General features: G+C 65.3%; 1 protein-coding gene. It reads left to right on the top strand.

The window, feature by feature from the left end; translation table 11 throughout:
* On the top strand, positions 1 to 1133 hold a 1133-nt coding region (locus tag BM177_RS21285; RefSeq protein WP_139223769.1), incomplete at both ends, for a recombinase family protein.

Raw genomic sequence — 1133 nt, 5'->3', positions numbered from 1 at the left:
CAAAAGCATGAGGGCTGGACGGCGTCGCCGGCGCTCTATGACGACGGCGGCTATTCCGGCGGCACGATGGAGCGCCCCGCCCTCAAACGCCTCATCGCCGACATCGAGGCCGGCCAGATCGATGTGGTCGTCGTCTACAAGGTCGACCGGCTGACGCGGGCGCTCTCCGACTTCGCCAGGCTCGTCGACGTCTTCGACCGCCGCGGCGTGTCCTTCGTCTCGATCACCCAGCAGTTTAACACCACCACCAGCATGGGCCGGCTGACCCTCAATGTACTGCTCTCCTTCGCCCAGTTCGAGCGCGAGGTGATCGGCGAGCGGGTGCGCGACAAGATCGCCGCCTCGAAGAAGAAGGGCATGTGGATGGGCGGCATGCCGCCCTTGGGCTATGACGTCAAGGACCGTAAGCTGGTCGTGAACGAGAACGAGGCGAAGATCGTCGTCCATATCTTCGAGCGTTATCTCGTGCTGAAGTCGGTGCGCGCGCTTGGCGACGATCTGGCCAGCGCCGGGATCAACAGCAAACGACGGCTGCGGCGGGGCGGCGAGGTTTATGGCGGTCAAACGCTCACCCGCGGCGCGCTCTACGCGATGCTGCAGAACCGCCTGTACCGCGGTGAAATCAGCTACAAAGGCGGCGTTTACCCCGGCGAGCATCCGGCGATCATCGACCCGCCGCTGTGGGACGCGGCTCAGGCGACGCTCGCCGGCAACCGCGTCGATCGGGCGACGGGCGTCTGCGCCAACCATCCCAGCCTGCTCACCGGCATGGCGTTCGACGACGCCGGCGAGCGCCTCACGCCAACTCACGCGGTCAAGAAGGGAGCGCGCGATCGCTATTATGTTTCGACCTCCCTCGTGACAGGCGCGCGAACGAATCGTTCGGGGGAACGGCGGATCCCCGCCAGCGATCTGGAAACCCTTGTGATCGACAGGCTGCGCGCTTTTCTCAATGATCCTGGAGCCCTCGTCGACGACCTCGGCGCGGGAGCTCCCGACGCTTCAGGATGCGAGCGCCTGATCGAACGCGGCCGTATCCTTGCGGAGGCTCTCGCAGCCGATGCGCCAGACAAAGTCAAAGCGAGGCTGATGACGCTGCAGTGCCGCGTCGACGTCAAACCCGATCGCGTCGA

It is taken from the genome of Methylocapsa palsarum (genome assembly GCF_900114285.1).
In the GTDB taxonomy this organism is placed as follows: Bacteria; Pseudomonadota; Alphaproteobacteria; order Rhizobiales; family Beijerinckiaceae; genus Methylocapsa; species Methylocapsa palsarum.
This window is presented reverse-complemented; position numbering and strand designations above follow the sequence as displayed.